Genomic DNA, 24,674 nt, shown 5'->3' on the forward strand with positions numbered 1-24,674 from the left:
ACGCGTCGGTCCGCTGTGGCCGACCCGGACTGTTAATTCGTCGCAGCTCGTAGCTGTCCAGTATGACCGTCACAGCGGAGTTCGTTCTCCGGTCGTCGTCGCTCCCGCTCGTCAGCGTCACGACGGACCTCCCACCGGACGAAATCACCTGCAGGCACGCGCTCTGCCTCCAACCCGACGTCCGAACCTTCGTCGTCGAAGTCGACCCCACCGGTGGCGTGTCCGAGTCGAATCTCGAGTCTCTCGACGAGATCGAAGCCGCCACTGCACTCGGTGAGACGGACGACCGAGCCGTCTTCGAGGTCGACGTCGACCTCGCGGACACGCCGTTCGCGTCCCTCGACGACGGCCGCTCTGGCGTGGCGAAGATGAAGTCGACGACAGTGACGCCGGACGGCTGGCGCGAGACGAAGGTGTTCAAAGACCACCAGACGTTCGAGGAGTTCCGCGCGACGATGGCCGACAACGGAATTCCACTCGACCTCGTGTCCATCACGCCGAACGCTCCCGAGGACGAAGACTTCTTGCGGAACGGATTGACCGAACGCCAGCGCGAAGCCCTGTCGCTGGCCGTCTCCCGCGGGTACTACGAGAGCCCGCGGCAGGTCACTGCCGCGGAACTCGCCGCAGAACTGGACATCTCACAGCCCTCGCTGTCCGCGCTTCTCCGCCGCGGCGAGCGCGAGGTGCTCACCGCCTCCCTCGACGACCCACCGACGTAAATACCCTTTACAGATAGCGTCATCGTCTCCCCCGTCGTGGACGTTCGATGTAGTGATGTCAGTGGATTTCGGATCCGAACTGGACGAACAGGTCGCGATCGTCACCGGTGCGTCGTCCGGAATCGGCGAAGCGACCGCGAAAGCCCTCGCGTCCCGCGGCGCGCGCGTCGTCGTCGCCGCCCGCCGAGAGGACGAACTACAGGACCTCCGCGAGCAGATTACCGCCGACGACGGGGAAGCGCTCGTCGTCCCGACGGACATTACGAACGACGACGACATCGACGCACTCGTCGACGCCACACTCGATGAGTACGGTCGCATCGACATTCTGGTGAACAACGCCGGCGTGATGCCGCTCAGTCACATCGCGGACGTAGACCGCGAGACCCTGCAAACGACCATCGACGTCAACCTCAGCGGCCTCGTCAAGCTCACGCACGCCGTGATTCCGACGATGATCGAACAGGAGCGCGGCCACGTCGTCAACCTCTCGTCGGTCGTCGGGCGGTTCCTGATGGAGAACGGCGCCCACTACAACGCGACGAAGGCCGGCGTGAAGATGTTCGGTGATTCGCTCCGGTTGGACGTCGCGGAGGAAGGGATTCGCGTGGCGACCATCGAACCGGGTTCGGTCGCCACGGAGCTCCCGGAGTCCATCGCCGACGAAGAAATCAAAGCACAAATCGAGGCGCTCGAAGACTCGATGCGCCCGCTCCGACCGGCCGACGTCGCGCGAACGATCGCATTCGTCGTCTCCCAGCCCGAGCACGTGGACATCAACGAAGTCCTCGTCCGGCCGACCGACCAAGTGCAGCCCTAAGCTCCCGGGAGGTGACTACAGATGGACATTCAACGCGGCTGTTCGCTGCCCTCCGCCGACGGCCCCGACGAACACTTCACTGGCGACGTCCGAATCGACCCCCTGTTCGACGCACGCGACCCGGCCCGGGCGGTCGGAGCGAGCGTCACGTTCGAGCCCAGCGCTCGCACCGCGTGGCACACACACCCCCTCGGGCAGACTCTCGTCGTGACCTCCGGCTGCGGCCTCGTCCAACGCGAGGGCGGGCCGACAGAGAGCGTGCGTGCGGGCGACGTCGTCTGGTTCCCGCCCGGTGAGAAGCACTGGCACGGCGCGACGCCGGAGAAAGCGATGACCCACATCGCGATTCAAGAGCAACAGGACGGCGAAGCCGTCGAGTGGCTAGAGCAGGTCACGGACGAGCAGTACCAGCCGGAGTGACGATTCGACGACCGCGGTAGCCGCCGGCGGCGGGGGACGTCGCCGCTCCCGCGAGTCAGTGCGTGCTTCGGCACTCCGGTCGAGTGGCCGGACAGTGAGCGCCGAACCGCAGTCAGTCCAGCTTCTCGGCGGCATCCTTCTCGACGAGCGGCTTCGCGTTCTCCTCGGGCAGCGTCACGATGTCCTCGGCTTCGAGCGTGTACGGGCGCTCGTCCACGCCGAAAATCTCGCCGACGTCGTCGGTGACGCGCACCTTCGTCCGCGCGACGTCCCCGTCGGCTTCGGCGTCCTCGCTCGCTCGTTCGTCGCCGGCGACGCGTTCGAGGTCCTCGGCGACGGCTTCGGGGGGTTCGGGGTCGGCGGGCACGCGGTCGGTCTCGGAATCTGCCTCGTCGGCGTCCGGCTCGGGGGCCGGCTCCGCGTCCGCGTCGTCCAGCCCGCCGCCCATCGCGGCCGCGGCCGAGGAGTCCGCGGCGGGTTCGCTGTCGGGCTCGGGCGTCGGATCCGTCGGCGTCCGGTCGGTCGCGTCGCCGAGCGGGCCGGACTCCGCGTCGTCCGGGTCGGCGCTCGACGGTTCGGCGTCCCCGGAGATGACGTCGAGGACGTGGTTCTTGTTGGACTCGATGCGGTCGACGAGGTCGCCGTAGAGCGCGCGCTCCTCCTCGGTGAGGCCGTCGGCGTCGTCGGGCATCCCGGCGGCCGCGAGGCTCGCCTGCTTGACGAGCTTGCCCATGCGGCGCTCGTAGATGGCTTCCGCGACCTGCTCGGCGGTCTCGATTTTGTCCGTCAGCTCCTGCACCTCGGGGTCACCGAACGGGTCGTCAGCCGCGTTCGCGGCGGCTTCTCGGCGGTCCTTGAGGTCCGCGATGTACGAAGCGACATCGCCGTAGAACGAGTCCCGAAGCTCCTGGAGGCCGTCCGTGGCGCGCTCGCGGGTCTGGGCCGCCCGTAAGTCTTCGAGGTTCATTGCTTGGCTTTCTCCGCGGTGCCGCGGGCCATCAGGAAGACGCCCGCGTACTCTGGGACCGAGACGACGCCCGGTCGCACCGTAAGCGTTTCCCCGCGCAGCTCCAGCGTGCGCTCCTCCTTGACGTCGACGGTGATGTCGTGGCCGACGAACGTCTCCGGGACGGCGTCCACCAGCGGGTCGAAGTCGTCGAGTTGCTCGCGGGTGAGTCGCTGGACTTCGAAGCCGCTGCCGCCGTGCAGCGTCCCGGGCAGTCGAATCAGGCGGTTCGTGTCCGTCGTCACGGGTTCGTCGATGGGCGCGTTCTCGGCCTCGACGGTCTCCGCGACGTACTTCCGCGCGACCTTCAGGAATGCCGGATGCACGTCGACGTTCCCGCGTTTGACCGCCTCCGTGTTGTTCGCGACGGCGTTGTAGATGGCGCGCGCGGACTTCTCGCCGATTCCCTCCATCTCCGAGAGGTACTCGACGGCGTCGTCCTCGCCGCGCTCCAGTAGGTCGTCGGCGAACTCGCCGAGGCGCTCGGTGACCCGACGCCCCCAGCCGCCGTCGGCGGGGAGCACGCGCTTGTTCGTCGGATTCTTCAGCCCGAGTCCTTCGACGGTCTCCTCGCGCACGAGCGAGTCGAGTTCGAGTTCGTTCCCGCGCACGTAGTCGACGATTTCCCGGCGCTGCTCGCGTTCGAGGTCGTGGACGCCCTCGTCGCGGACGTGCACGTGGTAGCCGCGACCCCCGGAGAACGTCACCGTCAGGTCCTCGAACCCGAAGTCGCGTTCGAGGAAGTCCAGCAGGCGGTAGAGGGCGTCCTTGCACTTCGCGAGCATCTGCGCGTACGTGTCCTCGCCGAGCGTCACGCTCGGGAGGTGGTCGGCGTCCAGGTCGAACACCAAGTCCGAGCCCAGCCAGTTCTTCTGCTCCATCGTCGACGCGCCCGGCGTCTCGTAGAACCCCGCCGAGAAGTAGACGTGGCGGGGTCGCTGTCGTTCGAGGAACGCCGACGTGTTCCCCAAGTCGAGCGTGGACTTGTGCCGGACCATCGTCGTGTCCGGTCCCGAGGTCCACGGGATGTACCCCCACTCGCGGTCGTCGGCGCGCGGCGGGAGCTGTACCTCCGAGCGGCGGTAGAAGTCGCCGAAGCGCCCCCGGAGATACGCGCGGGTCCGTTCCTCCATAGCGGGAAACGCGTACGCCGACCGCGGGTAAATGCGTGTCGTCTCTCTCGTCTGTGTGATGATGCAGGACGTAGAGCGGACGTTGTTTTCGACGCCCCGAAAGCCCCGAGACTGTAGACTCGGTGCGCTCTCACGGGTCACTACGTTCCCCGTTCGAGCAGTTCGAGGCCTCCCGTTGGTCGGCCTCGCGCTCGCTGTGCTCCTCGGCCTTCGGCCTGCGGTGCTTGCGTCGCGCGCCTTCGTCTACTTGGCGGTCGGCTTTGCCGACCGCCTCATACCGTGGCGGCGAAGCCGCCACGCGAGCCTCGCCCCTTTCAATCCGCCCAATTACCGGCTGACCAACCGGCAACGGGTGGACTGAAAGGGGCGGTGCTGTCGCGCTTGCCTGGTCGTCTCGCGGACCACTATCTGCGAGCGTAGCGAGCGGATATGTTCGCGAGCGACCGCGACAGCACCGGGGCTTTCGAGGAGACTTCGACATCGCTGTCGAAGCCGTAGCTACGCGAAAAGCGGACTACACAGCCAGACGCGAGAACTACCGTCCACGCAGCAGTTCGGAAATCCGGTCCCGAATCCGGGCGCGGTCGCCGAGCCGGAGGTAGTAGGCGCCCTCGCCGTCCTCGTAGTAGTTGTCGATGTCGCGTTCGACGCTGAAGCCGAGGTGTTCGTAGAAGGACACGGCGCTCTCGTTGCTCTGTCGGGCGTGACACGACGCCTTTCCGGCGTCCTCGGTGACGCGCGCGACGAGGCGCTCGCCGTAGCCCTCGCCGCGGTAGTCGGGGTCGACAGCCAGAAACAGAATGTAGCCGTCCGAGCGCGCCGCCGCGAAGCCGACCACGTCGTCGCCGTCGAGGAAGCAGTAGACCGTCGAGCGTCGGTACGCGTTCGCGAAGAACCCGCGTCGCTGCTTGAGGAGGTCCTCGTCGTCGCGGATTCGCTCCTTGAGGTCCCACGCTTCGTCGAGGTACTCGTCGCTCCCCGGTGGGACCACGCGCTCGTCGACTGTGACGCTCACTGAGAGGGGGTAGCAGGCCAGTGAATATAATTCCACCGTCGCCCGACGCCGTAACGCTTTCACGCGTCCTCGGCGTGCCTGCAAACGATGCTAGGGGGAAGCCGTCCCGACGGCGAGACGATGCAGCGAGCCAGCGAGTCCGCGTACGACCGCGTCCGTGAAGCCGCAGTCACGGGCGTCACGGTGGTCGTCCCGTTGCTCGTGACGCTGTACGTGCTGTCTATCGCCGTCGGCGTGGTCGAGGACCTCCTCGACCCGCTCGCGCAGGTGCTCGCGAGCACCAACGTCGCGCCGAACGCCTCCGAGGCTATCGTCGACATCGTCGGCGTGCTCGTGGTCGTCGCAATCACGCTGCTCGTCGGCTTCGCAGCGTCGTTCCGCTCCGGGGAGCGCGTGCTCGCGTACTTCGACGCGGTGCTCGAACGCATCCCGGGCGTGGGCGCCGTCTACAAGAGTTTCCGGCAGATGAGCGACGTGATGGTCGACAGCGACGCGGACAACTTCCAGTCCGTGAAACTCGTGGAGTTTCCCCACCAGGACGCGTACACGCTCGGCTTCCTGACGACGGAGACGCCGACCGTCGTCGAGGACGCCGCCGGCCACGAGGAGATGCTGACGCTGTTCTTGCCGCTGGCGCCGAACCCCGTGATGGGCGGCCACCTCACGCACGTCCCCGCGGACCGCGTGATGGACGTCGACATGAGCGTCGAGGAGGGGATGCGCGCGGTGGTGACGATGGGCGTCGCGGTGTCCTCCGACAACGGCGCTACTGACGGGCTCTCTCAGGAGCGCCTCGAACGCCTGACCGGCGAGGAAATCTCGCCGAACAAACCGCCCGAGGACGGACAATGAGCTACGACCTCAGAGAACACACCGCCGACATCGCTGTGGAAGCGACTGCCGACAGTCTCGGTGGCGTGTTCGCGGCGGTCGCAGACGGCATGGCCGCCGCGATGACCGAGGCGACGCCAGCGTCGGGGAGCCGGTTCACGTTCGAGGAGCGCGCCGAGAGCCGGGAGGCGCTGCTGTTCGACTACCTCGACCGCCTCATCTACGAGCGCGACGTCCGGAACATCCTCCCCGTCGACCACGACGCGACGGTCCGCGAGGAAGCCGGCGAGTGGGTCGTCGAGGCGAGCGCGCGCGCCGTCCCGTTGAACGAGGTCCACGCCCGCGACCTGAAAGCCGTCACGTACTCCGAGATGGACCTCTCCGAGCGGCACGACGGGTCGTCGGAGGGCGGGTCCGGCAGCGGGTGGCACGCGTACGTCGTCTTCGACGTCTGACACCGCGCCTGCCCGACTTTTTTGCGTTCGCGGTCCGTTGACGGGGTATGTTCACGGGCACAGGGCTTGGTCACGTCGACTACGTCGTCGACGGCGCGCCGACGGTCCGCGCGATGGAGTTCGTCGTTGAGGTGCTGTCGAACCCACTGAACGCCGTGCTCCTGTTCGGCGGTGCGTTCGGCGTCCTCGCCGGCGTCGTCGCGTACCTCAAGTTCCAGCCGGCGGCCGCGGACGTTCGCGCGCTCAGGGGTACGCTCGAAGACTACCACGTGTTCCTGCCGTGGATGCTCCGCCTCGCGGTCGGCCTGCCGCTGGTCGGCGCGGGGTTCGCGGGCTACTTCTTCTCGCCGTCCGTCGTCGCGCCGACGCGCATCTTCCAAGTCCTGCTCGGATTCTGCCTCCTGTTCGGGCTGGCGACCCGCGCAGTCGCGCTCGTCGGCCTGCTGGCGTACTTGGCGGGGCTGGCGGTCCGTCCCGAACTCGTGCTCGCCAGCGAGTACGTCGGCGGGTTCCTCGGCATCCTCCTGCTGGGTTCGGGGAAGCCGAGCGCCGACCACCTCCTTCAGCAGGTCGCGGGGGCGAGGGGGAGCATCTACGGCCGCTTCGACCCGCTGCACCCGTTGGTCGCGAAGTTCAACGACGTCGTCGGCCCCTACGAGCAGTACGCACCGACCGCGCTCCGACTCGGCGTCGGATTCAACTTCGCGCTGCTTGGGTTCTGGGAGAAGCTCGCGAACCCCGGGATGGCGCTGGCCGTCGTCGAGAAGTACAGCCTCACGTCGGTCGTCCCGGTCGACCCCGGGCTGTGGGTGATGGGTGCCGGCCTCACCGAACTCGCGGTCGGCGTGCTCCTGTTCGTCGGCCTGTTCACTCGTGCGACCGCCGCCGTCGCGTTCGTCGTGTTGACGACGACGCTGTTCGGCCTGCCCGACGACCCCGTGCTCGCGCACATCACGCTCTTCGGGCTGTCGTCGGCGCTGTTCGTCACGGGCGCCGGCCCGCTCTCGCTGGACGAACGGCTCGCCGCAGTCCGCGAGTACTCGCCGCTGGCCGCGTCGACGGAGTAGCGCCCAGACGAAACGTATTCCCGGGCTCCGCGCCCATCGCCGAGTATGAACACGTTCGACGCCGACGGCGTCACGCTCCGAGAAGTCGAGGACGACGTCTGGGAACTCGAACGCGACGACGAGATGCGGGTGCCCGCGCGCATCTTCGCCAACGAGACGCTGCTCGAAGACATCCAGAACGACAAGACCCTCGAGCAACTCCGGAACGTCGCCTGCATGCCGGGCGTGGTCGCGCCCGCGCTCTGCATGCCCGACGGCCACCAGGGCTACGGCTTCCCGGTCGGCGGCGTCGCCGCCTTCGACGCCGAGGACGGCTACATCTCACCCGGGGCCGTGGGATTCGACATCAACTGCATCGCGGGGGACAGCGAAGTACGTCTGCCCTTCGGGCGAACGAAGCCCATCCGCGAGTTCCTCGACGACTTCGAGGGCAGCGAAGCAGTCGTTCCAGCAACGGACGACGAATACGACTCCGAGGTTCGTCTCGCGACAGAGACGCGGAGTCGGACCGTTCACGAGATTCGGACGGCGGTCGGAGACCGTCTCGAATCGACGGCAGACCACGAATTCCGGACTCCTGACGGGATGAGACCGCTCCGCGACCTCGAGCCCGGAGACCAGGTGTTCGTCTCACCGTTCGAGGGGCTCTCCGACAAACGACCGCCCGAGTTCGTCGTGCTCGACGAATCTGACTTCGAGGACGAAGACCCGCAGCTCGTCAGTGTACTGAAAGAGCGTGATATCCTCCCGTTGAAATCCACCGACAAAGCGTTCAACCATCTCTTGAAGCTCGTCGGCTTCCACACCGGCGACGGAGCGTTCAACAGAGAGCGGTCGTGGTTCTACGGCGATCCCGAAGACCTGGAGACGATTCGTGACGACATCGAAGCGGTCGGATTCAAGCCGTCGAAAATCTACGAACGCGAACGCGAGCACGAGGTTCGAGGGAACTCCTTCGAACGAACCGAGTACAGCACTCGATCCACGTCGAACGCGTTCAAGCAGTTGCTGATCCGTCTCGGCGCTCCCGACGGACGGAAGACCGACTCGTCGTTCACTGTACCCGACTACCTCGACCGTCTCGCGGACTGGCAGAAGGCGCTGTACCTCTCGGCGTTCTTCGGCGCGGAGATGAGCGCCCCGGACAGCGTCGCGCGAACGAACCTCTACGCCCCGGCAGTGTCGCACAATCGGCTCGTGAAACACGAGCAAGCGGGCGAGCAGTTCATGCGAGACCTGATGCGACATCTGAACGACCTCGGCATCAAGACGAACAACCTGGAAGTCGTCGAACGCGGCGAGAGCACGGCGGGTGAAACGGTTCGATTCCGGTTCGGTATCAAGACCGCCGAACGGAATCTAATTCGGTTCTTTACCACCGTCGGATATCGGTACAACCGAGAAAAACGACGCCGGGCCGCCCTCGCAGCGACGTACCTGAAACGCAAAGAGACCGCCGTGCAGCGCCGCGCACGAATCGCATCCGAAGCACGAGCGATGGCGGACGGCGGTACGAGCACGAGCGAGGTGAAAGCGGCGTTCGATGAAGTCAACGAGCGATTCATCGAGCGCAGCCTCTACGACCAACGCGACGGTCGACCGCGGCCACCGGCGGACTTCCCTGGATTCGAGGAGTTCTGCGAGTCGACGCCGGTTCGGAACGACTTCACCGTCCCCGTCGAGATTGCCGACATCACCGAGCAGGGCGAGAAAACAGTCTACGACATTGGCGTGACACACGACGCACATGCGTTCGTCGCGAACGGATTTGTCGTCTCGAACTGCGGCGTCCGGATGGTGAAGACGAACCTCACGTACGAGGACATCCGCGGCCGCGAGGAGGAGCTCGTGGACGCGCTGTTCGACGCCGTTCCCTGCGGACTCGGCGGCGGCGGCGTCCACGATGTCTCCCACACGGACCTCGAAGCCGCGCTCGAACGCGGCGTCGACTGGTGCGTCGAGGAGGGGTACGCCGTCCGCGACGACCTCCGGCACTGCGAGGACGAGGGCCGGCGCCCGGACGCCGACCTCTCGGCCGTCTCGAAGAAGGCCAAGGACCGCGGCGCCAACCAGATGGGGTCGCTGGGCTCGGGCAACCACTTCCTCGAAGTCCAGCGCGTCACCGACATCTACGACGACGACACGGCCGACGCGTTCGGCCTCGACGAGAACCAGGTCGTCGTCCTGATTCACTGCGGCTCCCGCGGGCTCGGCCACCAGGTCTGCTCGGACTACCTCCGGCGCATCGAGCAGGAGTACCCGGACTTCACCGACGACCTCCCGGACAAGGACCTCGCGGCGGCGCCCGCGGGCTCCGAACTCGCCGACGACTACTACGGCGCGATGTGCGCCGCCATCAACTTCGCGTGGGTGAACCGCCAACTCATCACGCACGCCGTCCGGGAGACGTTCGCGGACGTCTTCGACACTTCCTGGGAGGCCCTGGAGATGGACCTCCTGTACGATGTCGCGCACAACATCGCGAAGAAGGAGTCTCACGACGTCTACGTCGAGCCGGAGGCTCGACGACTGGGAGGCGGCGAAGCCGCCGACCCCGACACCGAGGACGGCTACAGCCTCGACGGCGACGGCGGCCGCGTCGAGCGCGACCTCTACGTCCACCGGAAGGGCGCGACGCGCGCGTTCCCCGCGGGCCACCCCGAGGTGCCGAAAGCGTACCGGAACGTCGGCCAGCCCATCATCATCCCGGGCAGCATGGGCGCCGGCAGCTACATTCTGAAGGGCGGGGACAAGTCGATGACACGGTCGTTCGGGTCGACAGCGCACGGCGCCGGCCGCCTGATGAGCCGGACGCAGGCCAAGCGCGAGTACGGCGGCGGCGAGGTGCAGGCGGACCTCCACGAGCAGAACGAAATCCACGTGAAAGCCGCCTCCGGGGAGACCATCGCAGAGGAGGCGCCCGGCGTCTACAAGGACGTCGACGAGGTGGTCGGCGTCTCCGACGCCCTCGACATCGGGGACCTCGTCGTGCGCACGTTCCCCATCGCGAACATCAAGGGGTAGTTACCGCGAGAACCCGGGTCCGTTCGGCCCCTGCGGGCCGCTCGGCGCCGTGCCCTCCGCCAACTGTACGTACTCTGACTCGGGCTGACCGCTCACTTCCTCGCCGTTCTCGTAGCGCACGAAGTTCAGGTAGAACGGCTCCCCGCAGCCCGGCTCGCCGTCCGCGTCTGACTCGGGTGGATGTGACCACGCCGCGGCGTCCGCACCGCAGACAAACTTCACGCCGTCAGCGTCCTCGCCTTCGTACGCTCGCGGTTTGTCACCGCTCGCGGATTCCGCGGAACTACGTTCCGCGCTCTCGTCCGCGGGCGAGACGTACGTCCACCCTTCCAGCGGGAACGGCGTCACGGACTTGTCGGCGAGGTAGGGGTCGCGGTCCAACTCGGCGACGGCGCCACAGCGCGGGCAGTAGTACGAGACGGCGACCATGCGCCGGAATTGGGTGTGCAGTCGTAAATCGCCCGCGAAACGTGACATCTCACGGACACCAAAACCGATAAGCCCGTGGGCGGAGCACCGACGACTATGCGCCCGTCCCCCCGCGTCCTCCTCGCCGTCCTCCTCGGCGTATCGCTGTTCGCGTACCCGCTCGCGAGTCCGCCACCGGACCCGGGCGAGCAGGTGCATCTCGAAATCGACCCAGCGCCGACAGACCGGAACTACAGGGCCGAACAGACTTACGAGTCCATGTCGCCGGACGCGCAGTCGTTCTTCGACGCGGCGGCGCCGAACGGAAGCGCGACCCGTCGACTCGCGGACGCGCCCGACCCGTGGGCGACGCAGGTGAACGAGAGCTCGGAGGCCGTCACGAGCGCGTACGTCGTCGAGTACGACGGCACGCTGTACCTCACGCACCCGTTCCATAGAGACCCCGGCCCGTCGGCAACTGACATCCTCACGCGACTCGGCGCGCTCGCCGTGGGCAGCAGTCTGCTCGCGTACGCCGGCTACGCGACCATGCGGAACGACTGACGCGCTGCCGGCTCGGCGATGAGGTAGCCGGCCGAAGATTCGACATCGGCTGTCATCTGACGAGCCAGTGTCCTGGTGGACTGTGAGGGCGACGACCGAGCGAGCGCGGTACGGCGCTCGCGAGGGAGGAGGGCTCACGAGTGGCTGACTCCGGAAGACCTTTGCCCGAATCGGCGGATGCACCAGACATGATAGACGAGACTGCCGAGGAGATTCGCGAGATGCGGACGCACTCCTCCTCGGTCGTCGCCGTGAAAGCCGCTCGCGCGCTCGCGGACCTCATCGACAATGACTACCCGACCGTCGAGGAGTACGTGCGGGCGCTGGAGCGGAACAGCAACGCGCTCCGGCGCGCGAACCCGTCGCACGCGTCGTTGGTGACGACGCAGCGCGACATCGTTGAGCGCGTGCGGGACGCGGAGGCGGCGTCAGTCGTGGAGGCCAAGGAGGTGACTGCGGCGGCAATCGACGACGTGGTGGCCGACGTCGAGGAGGCGAAACACGAAGCGGCGGCGACGCTGGCCGACCGCGTGGAGGACGGGCAGACGGTGTTGACCCACGACTACTCGTCGACGGTGCTGGAGGCGCTGGAGACCGCCGCGCAGGACGGCAAGCACCTCGACGTGTACGTGACGGAGGCCCGACCCCGCCACCTCGGTCGGAAGACCGCGCGCACGCTGGCGGCCATCGACCGCATCGAACCGACGCTCATCGTGGACGGGGCGTCGGGCTACTACCTCGGGGAGTGCGACCGCGTACTGCTCGGGATGGACTGCATCGTCGGGGACACGTACTACAACCGGGTCGGCACGTACCCGCTGGCCGCGGCCGCCGACGACGTGGGAACGCCGGTGACCGTCGCGGGGTCGAGCGCGAAACTCGTCGACGACGGGTTCCGCTTCGAGAACGACTTCCGGGACGCAAGCGAGGTCATCCGCGAACCGCCGGAGGGCTTCGAGGTGAAGAACCCGGCGTACGACGCGACGCCGACGCGGCTGCTGGATTCGGTCGTGACCGACGAGGGCGTCCGCGAGTTCTGAGCGCGTTCAGCGGTCGTACAAGAGCACGAGAACGCTACTTTCGGGGCGGGTTGTCGCGGGCGAGCGAGATCTCGTGGGCTTCGACGTCCTCGTAGGCGGCGACGCGGCCGCCGACGTCGACGCGGCCCGCGTCGGTTTCGAGGACGAGCGTCGCGACTTCCTCGGTCTCCTCGAATTTCGTCTCGACGACGCGGCCGCGGTCCGTGCGCGCGTCGCCGGAGAGCACGTCGCGGCCGCGGACGGTCGCGTACACGTCGCCGTCGAGCGTCCGGAGGTCTTTCACGCAGCGCCGAATCGAGGCGTACGTCCGCGGGAGGTCGACGTCGGCGGCTTCGCCCGTGTAGAGCACGTCGTTGGCGGTCGACCAGATGACGGTGCCGAAGAACCCGGAGACGAGGAAGCCCAGCGCCGAGCGGTTGAAGATGACGCCGTACTTCTCGGGGTCGTCGCGGACCGCGCCCTGCGTCGCGTACACGGAGTACTGGCCGTCTGCGACGGCGACGACGGGCGTGGTGACGCCGCGGCGGCCGCGCGCGGTGGTGGCGACCTCGCCGTAGTCGTACTCTTCGGGGTCGGGCGCGTCGCGGACCGGCGCGACGACGAGGTCGACGCTGACGCCGCGCTCGCGGGCGGCCGCGAGGTCGTCCGCGAATCGCTCCAGCAGCGCCGGCGTCAGCGAACAGACGAGTTCGAACTCCGCGCTGTCGATGACGTCGCCGAAGTACCGCAGAATCGTCGACCGGGATTTCACCAGCGACACCGCCTCGGTGTCGCGGGCGGGCGTCGTGTACGCTTCTTCGAGTGACGCCACCATCTCCGTGAAGTTCGTCTGGAGGTCCGCGAACGCCTCTTCGGGGTCGATGGCGACGACCTTCATCGGCCGGGACTCGCGTAGTTCGACGAGTCCGCGGTCGCCGAGGCTCCGAACCGTGTCGTACACCCGCGGCTGGGGGATTTCGGTGCGGTCGGCGATCTCGCTGGCCGTGAGTTCGCCGTGCTGTAGCACCGTGAGGTACGCCTCGATTTCGTACTCGCCGAGGTCGAACCCCGCGCCGACTCGTTCGACCGTCTCGCGGAGGTCCTCGTCGCTCATACCGTCATCCACGGTGACCCCGGTCTTTTAGCCTGCGGTCGGCGGCGGGTCCCGGCGCGCTACATGAACATGCGGTCGTCGGCGCGCTCCTCTTCGGCAGCGCGCTCGACGCGCTCGCCGAGTTCGGCGTAGTGCTGGGCGACTTCCGCCGCGAACGCCTCCAGCGGGCCGGTATCGACGTCGAGGTCGTAGACATCGCTGACGGCGTCGACGAGCCGAATCGCGGCCTCCACGTCCGGCGCCTGCGCGTGGACCGGCGTCGAGAACACGCACGCGCGGCGGTCGCTGCCGATGCCCTGCGCGAGCAACTCTGCTTTGAGGCCGTCGAGGAAGCCGTTGCCCATCGGCGGGACGTCGGTGTCCGCGAGCCGCACCTCGCGGTAGTCGTCGGTCGCGATGTAGAACGTCTTGTGTTCGTCCGGGCCGTGCGCGACCGGGACGCCGGACAGCACCGCGGTTTCCTCGATGTCGTTGCCGTCGAGCCACGCCGCGAGCGCGTCGCTGAACGCCGCGGAGACCGAGACCGGAACGAACAGTTCACCGACGAGCACGGTGATGTCGACGTCCGGCCCGGAGAAGAACCGCGTGTGGTGGCGGGGCGTGCCGTTCTCGAACGGCGTAATCGCGGGGAGGCCATCGACGGCGACGTGGCCCGTCTGCTGGAGTTCGAGGTGGTCGACGAGGAAGTCCGCGGCCGTCAGGCCCGCCAGCCCGAACTCCGAGAACCCGCAGACGAGCGCGTCGCTGGGTTCGGTGTCGTGTGTGAACTCGAACTCGGGGGTGTTGCGGCCCGGGGATGGTGCCGCATCGGCGTCTACCATACCGGGACGACGGCGACCAACCCCTTATCGGTTCGGTCAGTCGTCGGCGTGCATCGTCACGCGGCCCTCGATTTCGGGGTCGATGCCGCGCTCGCGGGCGTAGTCGGCGAGCACTTCGTGTTGGACGTCGAGGCGGTCGACGCGGTGGGCTTCGTCGAGCGCCGGGAACTCGTCGTCCGTGTAGAAGAGGTAGTCCGTGGTCGCGAGCGTGTACGTCGCGCCGGGGTCGACCGGCTCGCCGGCGACGCGGACCTCCAGCAGTTCGTCGGTGGTCTCGTCCCACGTGAGTTCCGCGCCGGAGACGTGCGCGTGCCACCAGTCGGGTTCCGCGAACCCCAGCGACCCGCCTTTCGCCCCGCGGAACACGTCCAGCAGTTCCGCGCCCGACAGCTCAGCGACAGAGACGGACTCCTCGAAGGGCACGACGCTGACGAGGTCCGCGACGGTGACGTCGCCGGCAAGTTCGGGGCCGTCGCGGACGCCGCCCGAGTTCTGGAGCGCGACGTCCGTGCCGGCCGCCCAGCGGTAGGCGTCCGCGACGAAGTTCCCGATGCGGGACTCCCCGCGGAACAGCGTCGACTCGGTGCGCTCCATCGGTTCAGTGACGTGGCCGACGGTATCGTTCAGTCCGGTCTCGGCCATGCGCTCGCGGAGGCGCTCCGCCAGCGGCTCGTAGACGGGCGCGTCGGCGACGACGTGGCGCGTGACTTCGCCGGCGTCGAGGTCGACTTCGAGGACCACATCGCCGCCGGAGCCGGGGCGCGTGAGCAGGGTGTCGTCGAGGCGTTCGACGCGCTCGGCGGGAATGTGGCCGCCGAGCACCGCGTCCACGTCCGTCGTAGCGGCGAGTTCCTCGTCCCCGCGGCCGAGGTGCGAGAGCGCGACCACGTAGTCGACGCCCGCGTCCCGCAGTTCCTCGTTGGCCTCCCGTGTGGCTTCGATTGGGTCGGTGACGGTGAGGTCGCTGGCCATCGGATTCAGCGACGGGGTGGCGTCGTCGAGGACGCCGACGAACCCGACGCGCGTGCCGTCGACCTCGATAATCGTCCACGGGTCGACACCGGCGACGCGGTCGCCGTCCCGGTAGACGTTCGCGGACACCCACGTCTGCGGGGACGCCGCGACGATGTCGCCGGTGACGTCGGCGCCGTAGTCGAAGTCGTGGTTGCCGAACGTCTCCACGTCGGGGTCGACGGCGTCGTAGAAGTCGAGCGCCTGCCGTCCCTCGGTCGCCAGCGAGAGTACGCCCGGCGCCGTGTTGTCGCCCGAACCCGCTGCAATCGCGGCGCCGCGGTCGCGGAGCACGGACGCGAGTCGACCGGCGTTCGCGGGCGAGTCGTAGACGTTCTCCAAATCAGAGTAGTGGAAAATCCGGGCCGCCATTACCGGAATCGAGGCCGCCAGCGGGGAAGAGCGCTTCGGTGAGCGGCGTCTCCGCCGCCAACGGGGGACGGACAGCGATAAATGGCCCACCGGGCTACGGGACTGTATGTTCACGGTGACGACCGACGACGGCACGCTGCACGTCGCCGACGACGAGGGCGAGCGCGGGCAAGACGGCACGTTCTACGTCGTCTACCGCACGGCGGACCGACAGCGGCGGTACGGCTACTACTGTTCGAACTGCGAGTCCATCGACGTCGCGATGGACTCGATGCGGCGCATCAAGTGCAACGGCTGTGGGAACTTCACGAAGCCCGACGAGTGGGACTCCGCCCACGAGTAGCGCCGGAACCGCCAACTCGTACTTCCTCCCCCGGGATTTCTGTACGCGCGTCCCGATTCTCGCCGGATTCGGGAACGGCAGGAAAGCTTATTACGTAGGCTGTCCACGGTACGAGTGCATGGGGACTGTTACCACCCCTCCCGACGAGCAGGCCCGGTCGATATTCGACGACCTCGGGTACAGCCTCGCAGGAGACGGCGCGGAGTTCTCCGCGACGCGCGACTGGAAAGAGATACGCGTCACAGCCGTCACAGACCGAGTCGAGGCCGACCACGACAGCGGCTATCGCTGTTTCGTGACGTGGGCCGAGAACACCGACGCGCTCGAACGACAGCTGCGTCGGCTCGACCCGCCCTACGAGTGGGCGGTGATGGGCGTCGAGGAGGACGGTGACTACGAAGTAGCGCGCGCCCCGCCGGTCAGTTAGGGGCGCAGTTCTCTTATCGCAGCGCTTCCCGCGTCGCCGCCAGCCCGGCAGCCGCGTCCACGTCCGCACCGAGCGCGTCGAAGGCGTCAGCGAGCGCCGCGACGACGAGCGTGACGTTCTCGGGGCGCGCGCCGTGGCCCATACAGCCGATGCGGAACACGTCGCCCTCCAGCGCGCCGAGACCGGACGCGATTTCGAGGTCGTAGTGCTCCAGCACGTAGTCGATGACGTCGCCGTCGTCGACGCCCTCGGGCACGCGCACGGCGTTCAGGCTCGGCAGCCAGTAGTCGTCCTCGGGGTTGAGGCCGAGGCCCATCGCCTCGACGCCGGCCTTCAGCGCGCCCGCGACGCGCTCGTGGCGCTCCCAGCGCGCCTCGATGCCCTCCTCGGCGACCAGCCGCAGCGCCTCGCGGAGCGCGTACACGTTCGAGACGGGCGCCGTGTGGTGGTACGCGCGCTCGTCGCCCCAGTAGCCCTCCAGCAGCGAGAGGTCCAGATACCACGACCGCGGGTCCTCGTCGCGGGAGAGTACTTTGTCCATCGCGTCGTCGTTCAGCGTCAGCGGGCTCGCGCCCGGCGGACACGACAGGCACTTCTGCGGGCCGGAGTACGCCGCGTCGATGCCCCACTCGTCGACGCGGAGTTCGACGCCGCCGAGGCTCGTCACGGTGTCCGCGAGGACGAGTGCGTCGTGCTCGTGGGCGATGTCCGTGAGTTCGGGGACGTTCGTCTGCTTCGCGCCCGTCGACGTCTCCGCGTGCACGAACCCGAAGACATCCGGCTGGTGCTCGTCGAAGGCGTCCGCGACGTCCTCGGGCCGAAGCGGCTCGCCCCACGGCGCGTCCACGCGCACAACGTCACCGCCCGCACGCCGCGCCATCTCCGCCATCCGGTCGCCGAAGTAGCCGTTCGTCGGCGCGAGGAACGTGTCCCCGGGCTCCGTGAGATTGCCGATGGCGGCCTCCATCGCGGCGGAACCGGTGCCCGAGACGGGAATCGTCCACTCGTTGTCCGTGCGGAACGCGTACCGCAACAGCGCCTGCGTCTCGTCCATCATCTCCACGAACGACGGGTCGAGGTGCCCCACCAGCGGCGTACTCATCGCCTTCAGTACGCGCGGGTGGACCGGGCTCGGCCCCGGCCCCATCAGCGTTCGCTGCGGCGGATTCAGTTCACCGACGTCTGGCGCGTCCGTCATGTGGGATTCGGAGACGGGCGCCAGCAAGAAGCTTCGGGAATCGGCACCGGCGACAGAAGTTACGTGGCCGGAGCGTGATGAGTCGGTATGCAGACCGAGTCGCCGTCGTCGCTCTCCGAGCTTCTGAACAGCACCGTCGACGAGTTCGTCGGGAACGTCGCCGCCGCGATTCCGCGCGTGCTCACCGGCCTCGTCTTCCTCGTGCTCGCCGCGGTTCTGATTCGCGTCGTCGTCGCCGCCGTCCGAATCGTCCTGCGGCGCGTCTACGCCGACCAACCGATTTACGTCCAACTCGGCGGGACGCTCGCCGCCGTCGTGTTGTGGTTCGGCGCGCTGCTGGGGTTCCTGTCGGCGGTCGGTCTCCCCGAAATCGCGGCCGCGCTCGGCACCGCGTCGGGCTTCCTCGCGCTCGGCGTCTCGTACGCGCTCTCGGGGATGCTCGCGGACGCCGTCGCCGGCATCTACCTCCTCCGCGACCCCGACTTCAACCCCGGCGACACCGTGGTCGCCGGCGACGTGACGGGGACTGTCACCGCCATCGAACTCCGGAAGACGCGCTTCCGGGTGGGCGAGGACACGGTCGTTCGCGCGAACGCCGACGTCGAGAAGAAGTGGACGAAGAAAGCCGAGTGAAGCCCGAACGCGCCGTGCTAGCGGGGCACCCGCGAGTTTATCCCGCTTCGTAGAGTACTCAGGGTATGTTCGTAGGGCACGCGACGTTCGCGTTCGGCGTCGTCGCGCTCGCTGCGGCCGGTCTGGGGGCGTCCCGTGAGCGCGCGCTCGCCCTCGGCGTGGCCGCCGGCCTGTTCGCCGCCGTCCCCGACGTCGACATGGCGTACGCCCTCGTCGGCCTCGTCGCCGTCGACCCGACGAGTCCGATGGCGCTCGCCCAGTCGTTCTGGGGCGCGTCGACGGTCGTCCACCGCGCGGTCACGCACTCGCTGGTCGTCGCCGTGCCCGCCGCCGCTGCGTTCGCGCTCGCGCCCACGCACCGCCGGATTGCCGCGACGGCGCTCGCCGCGCTCGTCGCCGTCGTCGTCGCTGTGTCCGGCCCGCTCCCCGCCGTCATCGTCGGCCTGTTCGCGGCCGGCGGCTGGCTCGTCGCGCGCGCCGCCCACGCGTACCGCGTCCGCGGCGCGAGCCTGTTCGCGGCCGCGCTCGTCGGCCTCGTCAGCCACCCGTTCGGCGACCTGTTCACCGGGAAGCCGCCGGAGCTGCTCTACCCGCTCGGCGTCACCGTCTTCGACGGCCGCGTCGCGCTCTCCGCGGACCCCACCCTCCACCTGCTCGGCGCGTTCGGCGTCGAACTGTTCGCCATCTGGCTGGGCGTCGTCGCCGCGCTCCGGTTGACCGGCCGCCGCTTCACCGACCACGTGAACCCGCGGGCGGCGTTCGGTACGGCGTACGCCCTCGCCGTGCTCGTGTTGCCGCCGCCGACAATCGACGCCTCCTACCAGTTCGTGTTCAGCGTCGTCGCCGTCGGCTTCGTCGGCGCCGTCCCGGCCCCGAGACTCGGCCAGCGCTCGCTGGCGCGGCCGTCGCTTCCCACCGCGCTCGTCACCGGATTGACCGCGGTGACGCTCGGGGGGGCCGCGTACGCTGTCGCGTACACGACGGGTCTCGCGTGACGCGGTGCGGCGGCCTCAGCACTTGTTAAGCAGGCGCCCGAATAGGCGGCCGTGGCCCGCGACTCACACCTCGCTTCGCTCGTTCGCTCCGAACGCTCGAACGCCGCGCTGTCGTGGCTGCTCGTCGCCGTCGTCGTCGCGTCCGCAGCCGAGAGCGCGCTCACTGACCCCGTCTGGGCAGCGTTCGCGCTCCTCGCCGCCGGAGTCGCCGTCATCCCGCCGGTCGCGTTCGGGAACGTCCGCGCGATGCTCCCGTGGGAAGTCCTGGCGCTCGCCGCACTCCCCGTCGTCGGGCGCGCGCTCTCGGCCACCGGGCTGACCAGCGACGTCGCGACCTACGTCGGCGTCGCCGCGCTCGCGCTCGTCGTCGCCGTCGAACTCGACGTGTTCACGCGCGTCCGATTCGCGAACTGGTTCTCGGTCGTCTTCGTCGTCGTCGCGACGATGGCGACAGCGGGCTTTCTCGCCGTGCTCGGGTGGCTCTCGGACCTCGCGCTCGGCACCACGTTCGTCCTCCCGACGCCGCCGCTGACGCCCGCAGAGGAGCACGCCGCCGTGACCGCGCTCGTGCAGGACTTCGCCGCGGCGACCGTCGCCGGCGTGCTCGCGGCAGCGGTGTTCGTCTGGTACTTCCGGCGGCGCGCGGACGCCAGCCTCCGACTCCCCGAGGAACTGGAGGGGGTCGCGGAGTGAAGCTCCGCGACCGACTCGGTATCTCCGAGCGCCGCCAGCGACAGGCGAACCGCGTCATGCAGTTCGCGCTCGCGTCGTTCGTGGCCGTCGGCGTCCTCTCGTGGAACGTCGCCGTCATCGTCAACGCCGCCGCCGCGCTCGCGGTCACGCACCTCCCTGCGGTGCTCGAACGCGACTACAGCATCCCGATGGACGCCGGCCTCACGCTGTGGATTACGACGGCGGTGTTCCTGCACGTGCTCGGCACGCTCGGCGTCCCCGGCCTCACCGACCAGTTCTACGGCCCGAGACCGCCGATTTGGTGGGACCACCTCACGCACTTCCTCTCCTCGACGGTGGTCGCCGCGGCCGGCTACGCCACTGTTCGCGCGCTCGACGAACACCACGACGACGTCGCGTTCCCGCCGAAGCTCACGTTCGTGTTCGTCGTCCTGTTCGTGATGGCACTGGGCGTCCTTTGGGAGCTGCTGGAGTACGCGGCGTGGACGCTCGGGGGCGCCGTCGGCGCGCCCGTCCTCACCATCTACGGCGTCGACGATGTCACACTCGACCTCGCGTTCAACACCGTCGGCGCGGTCGTCGTCGGCCTCTGGGGGACTGCGTACCTCGGTGCCGTCACCGACGCCGTTCGCGCGAACATCGAGGACGCCGCGCGCGAGTGACTGCGCACCTGTAGCCGGCGGGTAGCTTTATGCGGTTCGCCGGGAAACCACGACGTGATGGTGTTCAAGAAGATTCGACTCATCGGTACGAGCGAGGAGAGCTTCGACGAAGCCGCCGACGACGCAATCGACCGCGCGGAGGACACGCTGAACAACGTCAAGTGGGCGGAAGTTATCGAACAAGGCGTCGAAATAGCGGGCGTCGAGGGGCGCCAGTACCAGGTCGAAGTAGAAATCGCGTTCGAACTCGAGGACTAAGTCCGGAAGGACTCGCCGCAGCCGCACTCACTCTCGACGTTCGGGTTCTGCACGTGGAAGCCGGCGCCCTGCAGGCCACCCTCGAAGTCGAGGCGGCTGCCGCCGACGTAGTTCAGGCTCGACTGGTCGACGAACAGCCGGATACCGTTGCTCTCGAAGATCTGGTCCTCGGGCTCGGGTTCGGGTTCGAAGCGCATCCCGTAGGAGAGCCCCGCGCAGCCGCCCTGCTGGACGTACAGCCGCAGGCCCGCCTCCGAGACGTCCATGTCTTCGCCCTCCATGAGGTCGCGGGCCTGCTCGGCCGCGGCCTCCGTGGCGGTGACCACCGTGTCTCCGTCCCCGTTCTCGACGGTCGCGCTCATGTCGAATACGTTCGGGTCCCGCAGTCATAAGCGTGGTGCCACCCGACAGGGCCGCCGCGACCCGCGTCAGTCCGCGCGGTAGACGCGTCGCCCGAGTTCCGCGTACGCCGCCGCGCCGCCCGCGGTCCCGAGGAACCCGCCGGCGGCGGGGAGGGAGACGAGCGCGTCCGCAAGCAACCCGACCACGGCGAGTCCGACGAGTACGCGGACGTACTGGCCCGCGACGACATCGTTCGCGCGGCCGTAGGCTTCGCGGAGCGTCGCGCGCTCCGCGACGAGGACCGGCGGGACCGCGACCAGCACGGGCAACACCCCGAGGCCGACGACGAGCAGGTACGGGACGGCGAGCAGGAACTCCAGTTCGACGACCCACGTCACCGGCCCGAGCAGGGTAGCCGCGCCCGCGGAGACGGCGAACAGCCGAGCGTACGTCCGCGTTGTCGGCGGGTCGGCGTCCGGGAGAGCGTGCGCGAACGCGCGGCCCGCCGCGACCGCGGCCGCCGCGTGCAGGCAGGCGTACAGGACGAGCAGTTCGACCACGAAGACGGGCCGCAGGCCCACCACGGTCCCCGGCCAGAGAGACGCGGCGTGGACGCCGGTCGGGAAGCCGAGCAAGCGAACCGAGAGGTCGCCCGCGTAGAAGCCGCCGAGTTCCCGCACCGGAACCGGGTCGAGGCGGCGAACCGCGTCGAAGGCCGCGCCGACGACGCCGAGCGCGGCAAGCGGCGCGAGCGCGCGGAGACGCTGTCTCACGCCGACCCCTCCAGCGCGTACAGCCGTCCGCCAGTCGTCGCTGCGTACGCGGTCGTCCCGACGACCGACAGCGAGGCCACGCGGCCGTCGCCGCGGGTCCAGCGCCGTTCCCCGGACGCGGCGTCGAGCGCGACCACGCCGTCGGCGTCGGGGACGTAGAGCGTGCCGTCGGCGGCGACCGGCGACACCTCCTCGGTCCCCGCGGCGTGCGCCCACCGGAAATCGCCCGTGTCCGCGTCGAGCGCGACGACTGCCGTCCCGTCGTCAATGCTCCCGACCGCGTACACGCGCTCGCCGTCGGTCGTCAGGGGGGTACGGGTGTCCGTGAGCCGTCGCGCGGCGTCCTCGCGGTTGCCGCGCCACAGTTCGTCGCCACTGGCGGCGTCGAACGCGTAGACGAACTCGCGGTCGTGCGCGTAGACGACGCTCCCGGTCGCGGTCGGCGGGTAGACGTGGGTTTCGACGACCGGTGCCGTCCAGCGGTACTCGCCGGTCGAGGCGTCGAGCGCGACGAGTCCTTCCCCGAACGTCGGTACGAACACGCGGCCGCCGGCGACCGCGACCCGCGCGTCGGTGGCGCGGTGGACGGTCGTCGACCACGCGGTTTCGCCGGTCGCCGCGTCGATGGCGGCGACGGTGGACTCGTCGGCGGTCGCGACAACGTAGACGCGCCCGTCGGCGACGACCGGCGGAACCGAACTCCGGGAGAACGCGAGCAGGCGGTCGATGCGGTCCGGCTCGACGCCGGTGCGCTGCCAGCGCGTCTCGAACGCGCGCCGGAACCCGAACACGTCGAGGCCGCCGGACGGCGCTATCGCGGCGTACCCGTTCTGCGTGGCGACGACGGGCATCACGTCGCCGTACGCGGGCGCGGCCGCGAGCGCGCCGTCGAGCCAGCGGCCGTCCTCGCGGAGCTGCCAGCGGCGCTCGCCGGTCGCCGCGTCGAACGCCGAGAAACGGTCGAACGTACCGAGGTAGAGGGTGTCGCCGCGCACGAGCGGCGTCGGCACGTCGAACAGCGAGCGGACGTCGCGGTGCCACGCGACGCTCGGGTCGGTTCGCGGCCCCGGCGAGGGAGTGTGGTTCGTGCCGCCGGGGTCGTAGCGGTCCATCGGCCAGGTGTCGGCGCTCGCCGGGTCGTACTCGGGCGGGGAGCCGAGACAGCCCGCGGCGGCGCTGGCCGCACACGCGGCGAGGAAGCCGCGGCGTCGGAGGGAGGGCATCGACTGACGCGTCGTGTCCGAGCCCCGAGGGGTTTTCGGTTAGTCGTCCTCGAAGCGCGCGTCCACGCTCGCCGCGTGGGCGTCCAGCCCTTCGGCGTCCGCCAGCGTCGTCACGGTCTCCCGGAGGTCAGCGAGCGCGTCCTCGTCGAGGCGCTGGACGGTCGTCGACCGGACGAACGTGTCCACGGAGAGGCCGCCAGCGACCTTCGCCTTCCCGTTCGTCGGGAGCACGTGGTTCGTCCCGGTCGCGTAGTCGCCCGCTGCGACGGGCGCGTACGGCCCGAGGAACACCGAGCCGGCGGAGTCGATTCGGTCCAGCAGCGCCTCGTCGTCGGCGGCCTGAATCGAGAGGTGTTCGGCGGCGTACTCCTCGGCGAACAGCACGGCCTCGCTCATCGAGCGCGCGACGAACACGCCGCTGGCGTCGCTGTCCAGCGCTTCTTGGATGGTGTCGGCGCGCTCGTGCTCTCCGATGCGGGCCTCGATTTCCTCGCAGACCGCTTCGGCGGTCGCCTCGTCGTCGGTGACGGCGACGACGCTGGATTCGGGGTCGTGTTCGGCCTGCGCGAGCGCGTCCGCCGCGACGTACCCGGGGTCTGCGGTCTCGTCGGCGAGCGCGAGCAACTCCGAGGGGCCGGCGAGGAAGTCAATGTCCACGTCACCGCGGACTTCGGCCTTCGCCGCGGTGACGAACTTGTTGCCCGGCCCGACGATTTTCTGCACGCGGTCGACGGTTTCGGTGCCGTACGCCAGCGCCGCGACGGCCTGCGCGCCGCCCGCAGCGTACACGCGGTCCACGCCAGCGACGTGCATCGCCGCCAGCGTCACGGGGTTCATCTCCTCGGCGGGCGGCGTCGCGACCGCGACCTGTTCGACGCCCGCGACCTTCGCGGGAATCACGCCCATCAGCACCGACGACGGGTACGCCGCGGTGCCGCCGGGCGCGTACACGCCGACGCGCTCGATGGGGCGGAACCGCCGGCCGAGCTCGCGACCCTCGGAGAACTCGCGGCGCCAGTCCTCGGGCACCTGCGCCTCGTGGAACTCCCGGATGTTCCCGGCGGCGGCCTCGATGGCGTCCCGCGTCTCGTCGTCGAGTTCTTCGTAGGCGCGTTCGGCGTCGTCGGTGACGTCCACGTTCCCGAGTTCCACGCCGTCGAACTCGCTGGCGTACTCTCGGAGCGCCACGTCGCCCTCCGTTCGCACGCGGTCGACAATGTCCCGGACCGTCGACCGGACCGACTCCACGCCGGCCGTGCGCTCGAACAGCGCGCGGCGGCGGTCCGGCCCGAGGTCCGCGACGGCTTCGTAGTCCATACCCACCG

Annotated in this window: 28 protein-coding genes; 16 read left to right on the top strand and 12 right to left on the bottom strand. The window is 69.0% G+C overall.

Features of this window, described 5'->3' with window-relative positions:
- Positions 1–62 precede the first annotated feature (62 nt).
- Genes AVZ66_RS08800 through AVZ66_RS08810 form a run of 3 tightly spaced genes read left to right on the top strand, consistent with a single transcriptional unit; the run spans position 63 to position 1,962 of the window.
- Entirely contained in the window at positions 63–722 is a 660-nt protein-coding gene (locus AVZ66_RS08800; RefSeq protein WP_058983707.1) for a helix-turn-helix domain-containing protein, read from the top strand.
- Positions 723–777: 55 nt separating this feature from the next.
- On the top strand, positions 778–1,542 hold the full coding sequence (locus tag AVZ66_RS08805) for an SDR family oxidoreductase (protein WP_058983708.1): 765 nt from the start codon (positions 778–780) through the stop codon (positions 1,540–1,542).
- 21 nt (positions 1,543–1,563) lie between these two features.
- The gene (locus AVZ66_RS08810) at positions 1,564–1,962 is read left to right on the top strand and encodes a cupin domain-containing protein (protein WP_058983709.1); all 399 of its coding nucleotides are present in this window, start codon (positions 1,564–1,566) and stop codon (positions 1,960–1,962) included.
- A 112-nt stretch (positions 1,963–2,074) separates the two neighbouring features.
- Here the strand turns inward: AVZ66_RS08810 and AVZ66_RS08815 are convergent, their stop codons facing one another.
- From AVZ66_RS08815 to AVZ66_RS08830, 3 genes are all read right to left on the bottom strand, one after another.
- The gene (locus AVZ66_RS08815; protein ID WP_058983710.1) at positions 2,075–2,929 is read right to left on the bottom strand and encodes a hypothetical protein; all 855 of its coding nucleotides are present in this window, start codon (positions 2,927–2,929) and stop codon (positions 2,075–2,077) included.
- Positions 2,926–4,101, bottom strand: coding sequence for a DNA primase small subunit PriS (priS, locus tag AVZ66_RS08820; protein ID WP_058983711.1), 1,176 nt, complete (start codon positions 4,099–4,101; stop codon positions 2,926–2,928). Before priS ends, AVZ66_RS08815 begins: the two co-directional genes overlap by 4 nt.
- A gap of 535 nt (positions 4,102–4,636) precedes the next feature.
- Positions 4,637–5,116 (bottom strand): N-acetyltransferase, encoded by a 480-nt coding sequence (locus AVZ66_RS08830; RefSeq protein ID WP_058983713.1) that lies wholly within the window; start codon positions 5,114–5,116, stop codon positions 4,637–4,639.
- Between the two features lie 87 nt (positions 5,117–5,203).
- Between AVZ66_RS08830 and AVZ66_RS08835 the strand changes: the two genes are divergently transcribed.
- From AVZ66_RS08835 to AVZ66_RS08850, 4 genes are read left to right on the top strand one after another with little or no spacing between them, the layout of a single operon-like run.
- A complete protein-coding gene (locus AVZ66_RS08835) occupies positions 5,204–5,968 on the top strand; it encodes a DUF502 domain-containing protein (protein ID WP_058983714.1) in 765 nt (254 codons plus the stop codon).
- Positions 5,965–6,402, top strand: a complete 438-nt coding sequence (locus tag AVZ66_RS08840) for an archease (RefSeq protein WP_058983715.1) — start codon at positions 5,965–5,967, stop codon at positions 6,400–6,402. Before AVZ66_RS08835 ends, AVZ66_RS08840 begins: the two co-directional genes overlap by 4 nt.
- 47 nt (positions 6,403–6,449) lie before the next feature.
- On the top strand, positions 6,450–7,469 hold the full coding sequence (locus AVZ66_RS08845; protein ID WP_058983716.1) for a DoxX family protein: 1,020 nt from the start codon (positions 6,450–6,452) through the stop codon (positions 7,467–7,469).
- A gap of 45 nt (positions 7,470–7,514) precedes the next feature.
- Positions 7,515–10,493 (top strand): RtcB family protein, encoded by a 2,979-nt coding sequence (locus AVZ66_RS08850; RefSeq protein WP_058983717.1) that lies wholly within the window; start codon positions 7,515–7,517, stop codon positions 10,491–10,493.
- Here AVZ66_RS08850 and AVZ66_RS08855 read toward each other — a convergent pair whose 3' ends face one another.
- Positions 10,494–10,922, bottom strand: coding sequence for a hypothetical protein (locus AVZ66_RS08855; RefSeq protein WP_058983718.1), 429 nt, complete (start codon positions 10,920–10,922; stop codon positions 10,494–10,496).
- A 96-nt stretch (positions 10,923–11,018) separates the two neighbouring features.
- Here AVZ66_RS08855 and AVZ66_RS08860 point away from each other — a divergent pair, with 96 nt between their 5' ends.
- Positions 11,019–11,465, top strand: a complete 447-nt coding sequence (locus AVZ66_RS08860) for a hypothetical protein (protein WP_058983719.1) — start codon at positions 11,019–11,021, stop codon at positions 11,463–11,465.
- A gap of 188 nt (positions 11,466–11,653) precedes the next feature.
- Positions 11,654–12,505, top strand: a complete 852-nt coding sequence (locus tag AVZ66_RS08865) for a translation initiation factor eIF-2B (protein ID WP_058983720.1) — start codon at positions 11,654–11,656, stop codon at positions 12,503–12,505.
- 34 nt (positions 12,506–12,539) lie between these two features.
- Here AVZ66_RS08865 and trmB read toward each other — a convergent pair whose 3' ends face one another.
- The 3 genes from trmB to AVZ66_RS08880 are packed head-to-tail and all read right to left on the bottom strand — an operon-like array spanning position 12,540 to position 15,802.
- Positions 12,540–13,598: an HTH-type sugar sensing transcriptional regulator TrmB gene (gene trmB / locus AVZ66_RS08870; protein ID WP_058983721.1), complete on the bottom strand. Its 1,059-nt coding sequence runs from the start codon at positions 13,596–13,598 to the stop codon at positions 12,540–12,542.
- A 59-nt stretch (positions 13,599–13,657) separates the two neighbouring features.
- On the bottom strand, positions 13,658–14,419 hold the full coding sequence (locus AVZ66_RS08875; RefSeq protein ID WP_058983722.1) for a proteasome assembly chaperone family protein: 762 nt from the start codon (positions 14,417–14,419) through the stop codon (positions 13,658–13,660).
- Between the two features lie 36 nt (positions 14,420–14,455).
- A complete protein-coding gene (locus AVZ66_RS08880) occupies positions 14,456–15,802 on the bottom strand; it encodes a bifunctional UDP-sugar hydrolase/5'-nucleotidase (RefSeq protein WP_058983723.1) in 1,347 nt (448 codons plus the stop codon).
- 106 nt (positions 15,803–15,908) lie between these two features.
- Here AVZ66_RS08880 and AVZ66_RS08885 point away from each other — a divergent pair, with 106 nt between their 5' ends.
- A complete protein-coding gene (locus AVZ66_RS08885; protein ID WP_058983724.1) occupies positions 15,909–16,145 on the top strand; it encodes a DUF5816 domain-containing protein in 237 nt (78 codons plus the stop codon).
- 118 nt (positions 16,146–16,263) lie between these two features.
- Positions 16,264–16,572: a hypothetical protein gene (locus AVZ66_RS08890; protein ID WP_058983725.1), complete on the top strand. Its 309-nt coding sequence runs from the start codon at positions 16,264–16,266 to the stop codon at positions 16,570–16,572.
- Positions 16,573–16,585: 13 nt separating this feature from the next.
- Here AVZ66_RS08890 and AVZ66_RS08895 read toward each other — a convergent pair whose 3' ends face one another.
- Complete coding sequence (locus tag AVZ66_RS08895) at positions 16,586–17,770, bottom strand: alanine--glyoxylate aminotransferase family protein (protein WP_058983726.1); 1,185 nt, start codon at positions 17,768–17,770, stop codon at positions 16,586–16,588.
- A gap of 87 nt (positions 17,771–17,857) precedes the next feature.
- Here AVZ66_RS08895 and AVZ66_RS08900 point away from each other — a divergent pair, with 87 nt between their 5' ends.
- The 5 genes from AVZ66_RS08900 (at position 17,858) to AVZ66_RS08920 (ending at position 21,011) form a co-directional block, all read left to right on the top strand.
- On the top strand, positions 17,858–18,403 hold the full coding sequence (locus AVZ66_RS08900) for a mechanosensitive ion channel domain-containing protein (protein WP_058983727.1): 546 nt from the start codon (positions 17,858–17,860) through the stop codon (positions 18,401–18,403).
- 65 nt (positions 18,404–18,468) lie between these two features.
- Complete coding sequence (locus AVZ66_RS08905; RefSeq protein ID WP_058983728.1) at positions 18,469–19,398, top strand: metal-dependent hydrolase; 930 nt, start codon at positions 18,469–18,471, stop codon at positions 19,396–19,398.
- 51 nt (positions 19,399–19,449) lie between these two features.
- Positions 19,450–20,091, top strand: a complete 642-nt coding sequence (locus tag AVZ66_RS08910) for a hypothetical protein (protein ID WP_058983729.1) — start codon at positions 19,450–19,452, stop codon at positions 20,089–20,091.
- Positions 20,088–20,753 carry a hypothetical protein gene (locus AVZ66_RS08915; RefSeq protein ID WP_058983730.1) on the top strand — a complete coding sequence of 222 codons (666 nt, stop codon included), beginning with the start codon at positions 20,088–20,090 and terminating at the stop codon, positions 20,751–20,753. Before AVZ66_RS08910 ends, AVZ66_RS08915 begins: the two co-directional genes overlap by 4 nt.
- Before the next feature lie 57 nt (positions 20,754–20,810).
- Complete coding sequence (locus AVZ66_RS08920; protein WP_058983731.1) at positions 20,811–21,011, top strand: dodecin; 201 nt, start codon at positions 20,811–20,813, stop codon at positions 21,009–21,011.
- On the opposite strand, the gene AVZ66_RS08925 is transcribed toward AVZ66_RS08920, so the two are convergent.
- From AVZ66_RS08925 to hisD, 4 genes are all read right to left on the bottom strand, one after another.
- Positions 21,008–21,373, bottom strand: coding sequence for an iron-sulfur cluster assembly accessory protein (locus AVZ66_RS08925; RefSeq protein ID WP_058983732.1), 366 nt, complete (start codon positions 21,371–21,373; stop codon positions 21,008–21,010). The genes AVZ66_RS08920 and AVZ66_RS08925 overlap by 4 nt on opposite strands.
- 66 nt (positions 21,374–21,439) lie before the next feature.
- Positions 21,440–22,126 carry a hypothetical protein gene (locus AVZ66_RS08930; RefSeq protein ID WP_058983733.1) on the bottom strand — a complete coding sequence of 229 codons (687 nt, stop codon included), beginning with the start codon at positions 22,124–22,126 and terminating at the stop codon, positions 21,440–21,442.
- A complete protein-coding gene (locus AVZ66_RS08935; protein WP_058983734.1) occupies positions 22,123–23,349 on the bottom strand; it encodes a PQQ-binding-like beta-propeller repeat protein in 1,227 nt (408 codons plus the stop codon). Before AVZ66_RS08935 ends, AVZ66_RS08930 begins: the two co-directional genes overlap by 4 nt.
- 39 nt (positions 23,350–23,388) lie before the next feature.
- A complete protein-coding gene (hisD, locus tag AVZ66_RS08940; protein ID WP_058983735.1) occupies positions 23,389–24,666 on the bottom strand; it encodes a histidinol dehydrogenase in 1,278 nt (425 codons plus the stop codon).
- Between the last annotated feature and the right edge of the window lie 8 nt (positions 24,667–24,674).

It is taken from the genome of Halobacterium sp. CBA1132 (genome assembly GCF_001485535.1).
Classification (GTDB): Archaea; Halobacteriota; Halobacteria; order Halobacteriales; family Halobacteriaceae; genus Halobacterium.